Source organism: Cyanobacteriota bacterium (assembly GCA_025054735.1).
Taxonomy (GTDB): domain Bacteria; phylum Cyanobacteriota; class Cyanobacteriia; order SKYG9; family SKYG9; genus SKYG9.
In genome coordinates, this window is the sequence record JANWZG010000111.1 from 2415 (window position 1) to 10074 (window position 7660).

Genomic DNA, 7660 nt, shown 5'->3' on the forward strand with positions numbered 1-7660 from the left:
TGCTTTTCAGTGACAATTTTGTAGCTGATGGAAAGCCCTAACCCAGTCCCCTTGCCCACTGGCTTCGTGGTGAAAAACGGGTCATACAGGCGGGGAAGATGCTCTTTGGGAATGCCGGGGCCGTTGTCTTGGATGCTGATGCGTACCCACCCAGGACTGGGCATCTCCGTCGTGATGGTGATGGTGCTGGGGTCAGCCGTGATTTCAGCCGCCGATCGCTGGCTATCTCGCTCTTGCAGGGCATCGATGGCGTTGCTAATCACGTTGGTAAACACCTGATTCAGTTGTCCGGCGTAGCACTCGACCATGGGCAAGTCGCCATATTGCTTAACCACTTGGATGCCACCTTGGTGCATCTCTCCATAAAGGTCTCGATAAGGGGCTTTGAGGCGATGTTGCAGAATAATCAGCGTGCTGTCAATGCCTTCGTGCAAGTCCACAATTTTCATCTCTGCCTCGTCAAGGCGGGAGTAGTTACGCAAGGTCAACACTAGTTGGCGAATGCGCTCGGCTCCCCCCTGCATGGATTTCAGCATCTTGGGTAGGTCTTCTAGGATGAAGTCCACATCGACATCGGCCATTAGGGTTTCTAGGTCATCCCCTGGGGACGGATACTGTTGCCGATAGCGAGCCAGCACCTGAATCAAGTCCTGCACATAGTCGCTGGTGTAAATCAAGTTGCCGTAGATAAAGTTGACAGGGTTGTTGATTTCATGGGCGATGCCAGCCACCAACTGGCCAAGGCTAGACATTTTTTCAGTTTGAATCAGTTGTGCTTGGGTTTGTTGCAGATCCTTGAGCATTGACTCTAGCTCTTGAGCCTGATAGCGCAGGGTAGCTTCAGCCAACTTACGCTGAGTGATGTCTGTGCTAGTGCCCTCGTAGTACAGCAGGTTTTTGTCTAGGTCGTACACAGCACGCACATTTTCTGAAATCCAGATGATGCTGCCGTCACGGCGATAGACTTGCGACTCAAATCCTTGCACTGAGCCATGCTGTTGAATTTGGTCAACTAGGTACTGACGGCGATCAGGGTCTACATAAAATCCTGTAGCAACTGTGCTTACCTCTTCCAACATTTGAGCTGGAGAGTCATACCCCAGCATTTTTGCCTGGGCTGGATTAACACTAAGGTATCTGCCATCAGGAGTCGTCTGAAAAATGCCCTCTACCACGTGTTCAAAAATGCTGCGGTAGTTAGCCTCTGCTTTGCGGAGGGCATCGGCTGCTGCTTGTTGCTCAGTTAAGTCCCGTAGAATGACTATGTAACTAATCGGTTGATCGGCCTTGGTGTTACTGGAAACGGCAACCTCTAGAATGCAGGGCACAGTTTCATCATGCCAAAAAACCTGTTCACTGCGAGCTGGCCACTGCTCAGGCTGATTACCTAACCCTGGCAGCAAGTCGTAAAGCGGTGTACCCAAGAGTTCACTACCCGTTCTAGAAAACAGTACTGCACTGGCGGGATTGGCCTGCTGAATAACGCCATTAGCATCCAATACCACGATCGCATCTAGAGCGCTATTGAATAATTGCTCAGCTTGTTCTCGTGCTGTTTCGGCCTGCTCTCTAGCTGCTTCCGCCTGTTCCCGCGCTAGTTCAGCTTGTTCCCGTGCTGCGACGATCGCCTCTAACTGAGGTAGGCTCGTCCAACAAGCCACTGAGACTGCAATGAATGCCATCACGAGCACCACTACAACAAGCACATTCCCCATCACTTGGGTAGATCGGCTATCAATTTGAATGCGAATGAACCAACCCAATAACGTAGCTCCCGTAACCAGGAAAATGAGCACACCAATCTGAACGATGACAACATCTGGCGTAATGGTTCGATTAGTCACTTGCAACCGATTCTGCCACCACTCTGGCTGCCAGACAGGTAACCGCAGACGCTGCATTCCAGTATCGATCGCTAGGATCACTGCCGGGATCGCTAACCCCACCAGCAGATCTACCCAATTCCAAGCAATACCCCCCACAATTAGGATGATCGCCTCTGCAATACCAAACACCAGCGACCACCGAGGCAATAGTACCTCTGGTCTGTCTCGCTGAAGCCACAGTCCACCATGTAGCGCAATGAACGACACCAGCCAACCTATACCTGTAATAATCACAATGCGAGTCAAGTCACCCCAGAGCAAGCAGCTCAAGCTGAGAACTAGGGTCACGGTTAGTCCTGGAGCTAGCACCCCTTGGCGAGAGACTACTCCATAAACAGGTGACAAATACCCATCTACGGATAGCTGATATAGGATTCGCGGACAAATTGATACAGCCGTTGCACAAGAGAGCAAGCACCCAGAACTGACTAGTAGCGTTACTAGCAGAGGGGCAGCATTTCCCCAAAAGGGTTGGGCAGCCGTCAGCAAGTTGAGGAATGTATTGCTACTGGGATTAGGTAAGGTTGCCAGCCGCATGAGCACCCAAGAGCCGCCAAGATAGACGATCGGAATCATTGCAGCCACAATGGGCAATACTTGGAGTGTTTGCTGAGGTTTACGACTATCTGCAACAAAACTAGCGGCAGTCTCGCAAGCATAAACTGCGTAGGTAAAGATTACGTACCACTTGGCCCAAGCTGAGAACTCGAAGTTCGCCCACTGGGGTGGCAATAGTCCAGGACTCTGACTGGATAAGGTTAACCAACCTATACCTTGGAGGCAAAATAGTAAGAGACATGCCACCGCAGGCAGTACAAAGTAGAGGTGCAATACACTGAGTGCGCGGGTGCCGCTAAAGGCAACAACAAACGCAAGAACAGTTAAGCCGATATGTAAGGGTAAGTTTGGCAGGGTTATGTCGAGAGGTTGCAAATTAGCTTGCAGCAAATCTGTGAGCACGATCGCGTTGGCTGGTAGAACAGCTACCCAACTGATGAAGTAGCCAAGCGCAGCATAGCTAGCCAAACGAGGATAATCACTGAGTAAGTGTGTTATGTAGTTAGGGGTACCGCCAGCTACATTCGGCATCTGTTGCCCCAACCGTTGCACTTGGAAATTCACAATCACGCCAACGATCGTGGCTGGTAACCACACAACAATAGCTTGGGATCCTAGCTCCGCATGGGCGCTGGGCGCAGCACTTAACCACAGCAATAACCCAGTCAAGCCAAAACCCCATGCTTCCAAAACACCCAAATTTCGAGGTAAATTTGAGGCTGATGGTGCTGGAATCAGGGGGTCTTGTGTGGAAATGTTGCATTGTCAGTGATGTCTATACATGGAAATGGTGAAGATAACTAGGCTAGTAGATGCAGTTTGAACCTTTCTATACAACCTGCGATTGATTTCAGTTTGGTACAGGCAGCATCGTGCTCATACCCCGTGCATAGTAGCTGTTAATCACCCTGTGGATACTATGTATCCTGCACAGGTATCCTGTAATTGTTTAGCCTGAACATTGGGGTAGGGTCTTTAGATAGTTAGCAATCGCCAGCACGTCCTGTTACCCAGTTTTTCACTCGTGTCCACAGAAATCCGGTGAGCTTTGTGCAACCACTCAGTCTTGATGCATTGTGTAGCGAATAATCCAGTACCCGATACTGAGGCAAATAATAGCGACAGCCAAGGCAATCACCTCCTGTGCTGAAAACTTTTCTAAATCCAGCACGATGATCTTGCGGGCTACAGCAATCAGAGCCGTAACGATCACCAGTTCTACCTGTACGACATGTTTTTTCAGATAGCCTGCAATGTTTTCTAGTAGTTCCAGAGCAATCAAAATGTTGAGGAACAGTCCGAATAGCTCAACTAGTGGTAATCCAGAAAGTCCGAAGGGCTGCTCTAGGAAGATCTTGGTGACCAAGAACACCAGCAATTCATACACTGCCACTAGGATGACAAGAATTAGCCCCAGAGACAGCACTTTGGCAACCAAGCCCTGTAAACTATCCACCAAGTGGAGAAATTGTTGATCACCCTCACTAGTTAACGCTCGTCTCATTCGGCGCAACTTACCTAACATATCGTTGATGCATAAAACTACTGTTCTTCAGTGTCTCATGCAATGTTGCTCATTGATTACCCGACCCTAGGCTAGTTGCTATGCCGTAATCCAGAGAAGTCTAGACTGGGTCAGCGCAAGCGTTCTGCTTGCAACTCTCCGACTAACTGTGTCAGGTGATCACGATCGGCCTGGTATACCTCATTACAAAAGTGACAGGTGGCTTCAGCACCGTTGTCCTTGTCAATCATATCTTGCAACTCATCGACACCAAGCAGCTTCAGGGCACCCAAAACCCGCTCAAAGGAACAGCCACAGTGAAACCGCAGCAATTGGGTCTCAGGCATGATGTGTAAATCTAAACCACCGAGAATAGTCTCAAAGATTTCAGGCAGGTCGTTACCTGAGCGCAACAGGGGTGTAAAGCCAGTTAGTGCTGTGAGTCGAGATTCCAATATTTCCACTAATGCTTCATTCTCTGAGGCTTTGGGCAGGATTTGAATCAAAATTCCCCCCGCAGCCGTAACTCCTTCAGCCCCAACAAACACTCCTAACATCATGGCTGACGGAGTTTGCTCTGAGCTAGCTAGGTAATAGGTGACATCCTCACCAACTTCACCCGACACTAGCTCCACCGTGCTGGAATAGGGATAGCCATAGCCTACATCCCGCACCACGTGCAGATAGCCCCTAGAGCCGATCGCTCGCCCTACGTCTAGCTTGCCTTCAGCCGTAGACGGTAATTCCACTTGTGGATGCTCGACATAGCCTCTAGCAGTGCCATCCAATCCAGCATCGACAAGCACCTTGCCCAGTGGGCCACCGCCATCGATGCGTAGATTCACACGCGAACCAAGCCGCTTCATGTTGGATGCTAACAGCAGTCCAGCCGCCATTGCTCGCCCTAGGGCCGCAGTTGCTACATAGGAAAGGCGATGCCGACAGCGAGCCTCCTCTGTTAGCCGAGTTGTAATCGCGCCTACAGCCCGAATGCCGCCGTCGGCTGCCACGGCTCGAATTAGTCGATCTGCCATGAAATTCGTGATATTTCGTAACAATCTCTGTCATTCTATCGCGATCGTAGGGTTGGTTTTTAGGTTTGCATCATTAGCTTGCACAAGCTGTCGAGTTCTATTTAACAGATAGCTCTCAACAGATAGCTCCCAATTGATGAAATTGGAGCTACTGAGCAACTGATGCCATCCAAAGCTTGCAAACTCACGGTATGGTTGAGATTAGCGAACTGGTTGTAAAGCCCTAGGGTTGATGGCACTGTGAGTGATTGGGAAATGACCGATACAGTGGGTTGGTCGCTGGCGATCGTGACTGCATGGTTAGGAACGATCGTGCTAGTAGCTGAATGGCTAAAGCGAACCACTAATTTAGATGCCGAGCTAGTGCGTAAAGTCGTGCATATCGGCGTAGGTAATGTTATTTTGCTGGCTTGGTGGCTGCAAATTCCAGCTTGGGTAGGTGTGACAGCAGCGATTGTTGCCAGCCTGATCGCAATATTGTCCTACCGCGTTCCCATCCTCCCCAGTGTCAACAGCATTGGTCGCCAGAGTTGGGGCACATTCTTCTACGCAGTCAGTATTGGTGTGCTCATCGCCATCTTCTGGGGCCTAAATCGGCAGGAATATGCCGCGATCGGCATCCTGATAATGACTTGGGGCGATGGCTTAGCAGCACTAGTAGGGCAACGCTTTGGTTACCATCGCTATCAACTTTGGGACATGCAAAAAAGCTGGGAAGGCTCTGCTACCATGATGCTAGTGAGTTTTGTGGTTACGGGATTGATTTTGCTAGCTGAACAGGGCAATCTTTGGCAAAACTGGGCGATCGCCGGGACAATTGCTGTTGTAGCCACCATCCTAGAAGCCTTCTCTAAATTTGGAATTGACAACCTCACTGTGCCCCTAGGCAGCGCCATACTAGGCTTTTGGTTCAGCCACCTTGTTGGCCTGTAGCTAGTAAGACGAGAGAGAGGTTACAGGCACAGAACTCCCTATGCTGCGGATAACAGGTGGGTAACAAGTAGTATCATCGGTCAAAGCACTTCATGTTGTGAATTCCCATGGCTTCTGAGTTTGCCGACTCTTCTGATGCTTCTATGGTAATGCCGCTGAATTCGCCCTCGCGCAAAAAACTGTGGATGGCAGCCATCAAGCCACCGATGTATAGCGTTGCGGTGATGCCTATTTGGGTGGGGACAGCGATCGCTTACTGCCAAACCCGACACCTTGACTGGAAGATTTTTCTGACGTTTTTAATATCTGCCATCCTGATCTTGGCATGGGAAAATCTCAGCAACGATGTCTTTGATGCAGAAACGGGAGTTGATGTCAACAAAGCCAACTCTCTTGTTAATTTGACTGGCAACAAACCGCTGATTTTCTGGCTAGCAACCCTGTTTTTAGTGCTAGGCTTGACCGGGATTGGAGCCATTGCTGTTTGGCAACAAGATCTAACGGTGATTGGGTTAATCCTCGTCTGTTGTGCATTGGGCTACATCTATCAAGGGCCGCCGTTTCGCCTCGGCTACAAAGGCGTGGGAGAAATTCTCTGTTTCTTTGCCTTTGGCCCTGTAGCGTTCACAGCGGTTTACTACAGCCAGACCAAAACTTGGTCAGGGATTAATTTAGCGGCATCAGCGATCGTGGGGATTGCCACCAGCCTCATTTTATTTTGCTCTCACTTCAATCAAGTACACGATGACGCAGCCGCAGGCAAACTGTCACCCGTGGTGCGTTTGGGTAGCCAGCGTGCCGCTCGACTGTTGCCATGGATTTGTGGTAGCGTGTACGGGCTGACGGTCTTGGGGGTAGTGACTAGCCTGTTTCCAGTATGGACGCTGTTGGTGGTGGTCAGTTTGCCTGCGGCTATCCGGTTATGTCGAGTGATTGGGCAGCAGTACGATCGCCCCGAAACCCTCACCTACTGCCGCCTAATTGCAGTTGAATTCCAGTTTTGGACAGGGCTAATGCTGGGCTTGGGCTTTGTCTTGTGAAATTTCTAGGCATTGATTTGGGCTGGACATCGCAGCCAAGTGGTTTATGCTGTCTGCACTACCACGATCGCCGACTACACCTGTTAGACCTACAGCGCCTAGCCGCAATTGATGACATTTTGGCATGGGTAGACCATTGGCTGCCTAGTGGCACATCTGGTGGCATTGCCGTGGATGCCCCCACCTTGATCCCTAATGCTACAGGAATGCGGTTGCCTGATCGCCTAACTCACCAGCACTTTGGGCGCTACCATGCTGGGTGCTATCCAGCCAACTTGGGTCGTCCCTTTGCAGAACGAACCGTCAGTTTTGGACTCAGCCTAGAAGCGCGGGGTTTTGATCATGCCCCTACGATCGTGCCCCAGCAACCCACACGATTCCAAATCGAGGTCTTTCCCCATCCTGCTACAGTGAATCTTTTTCGGCTCGATCGCATCCTTAAGTATAAAAAGGGCAAACTCGCTGAACGCCGAGGAGAGCTAGAGCGATTGCGGCAGTTGATTGATCACCACTTGCCCCAACTAGAACCCATGCTACACCTGCCAAGTAGTTCAACCATGCTGCCAACTATTCCCACAGCCGGAGCCGCCCTGAAAGTTGTTGAAGACCAACTCGATAGCCTGATATGTGCCTATGTGGCAGCCTACTGGTGGTACTGGGGATCTGAGCGGTGTTTAGCGCTAGGCGATCGCGACCAGGGTTACA

6 protein-coding genes are annotated in these 7660 nt (G+C 50.4%); 3 read left to right on the top strand and 3 right to left on the bottom strand.

All coding sequences use genetic code 11. The features are described from left to right. The 3 genes from NZ772_07240 to hslO form a co-directional block, all read right to left on the bottom strand. Window positions 1-3134: PAS domain S-box protein (locus tag NZ772_07240; GenBank protein ID MCS6813350.1), on the bottom strand; the 3134-nt coding region annotated here is incomplete at its 3' end. 370 nt (window positions 3135-3504) lie between these two features. Continuing rightward, window positions 3505-3957 (bottom strand): phosphate-starvation-inducible PsiE family protein, encoded by a 453-nt coding sequence (locus NZ772_07245; GenBank protein MCS6813351.1) that lies wholly within the window; start codon window positions 3955-3957, stop codon window positions 3505-3507. A 122-nt stretch (window positions 3958-4079) separates the two neighbouring features. Next, window positions 4080-4982, bottom strand: coding sequence for an Hsp33 family molecular chaperone HslO (gene hslO / locus NZ772_07250; GenBank protein MCS6813352.1), 903 nt, complete (start codon window positions 4980-4982; stop codon window positions 4080-4082). Between the two features lie 255 nt (window positions 4983-5237). Here hslO and NZ772_07255 point away from each other — a divergent pair, with 255 nt between their 5' ends. From NZ772_07255 to NZ772_07265, 3 genes are all read left to right on the top strand, one after another. After that, window positions 5238-5915 carry an SEC59/DGK1/VTE5 family protein gene (locus tag NZ772_07255; protein ID MCS6813353.1) on the top strand — a complete coding sequence of 226 codons (678 nt, stop codon included), beginning with the start codon at window positions 5238-5240 and terminating at the stop codon, window positions 5913-5915. 107 nt (window positions 5916-6022) lie between these two features. Then, entirely contained in the window at window positions 6023-6955 is a 933-nt protein-coding gene (gene menA / locus NZ772_07260; GenBank protein MCS6813354.1) for a 2-carboxy-1,4-naphthoquinone phytyltransferase, read from the top strand. Continuing rightward, window positions 6952-7660, top strand: a 709-nt coding sequence (locus NZ772_07265; GenBank protein ID MCS6813355.1) for a DUF429 domain-containing protein, incomplete at its 3' end; no start/stop codon positions are given. The genes menA and NZ772_07265, both read left to right, overlap by 4 nt.

Excerpts from the sequence above, each read along its gene's own strand:
- menA (MCS6813354.1), top strand. The coding sequence starts at position 6,023 with ATGGCTTCTGAGTTTGCCGACTCTTCTGATGCTTCTATGGTAATGCCG.
- hslO (MCS6813352.1), bottom strand. The coding sequence starts at position 4,982 with ATGGCAGATCGACTAATTCGAGCCGTGGCAGCCGACGGCGGCATTCGG.
- NZ772_07255 (MCS6813353.1), top strand. The coding sequence starts at position 5,238 with ATGACCGATACAGTGGGTTGGTCGCTGGCGATCGTGACTGCATGGTTA.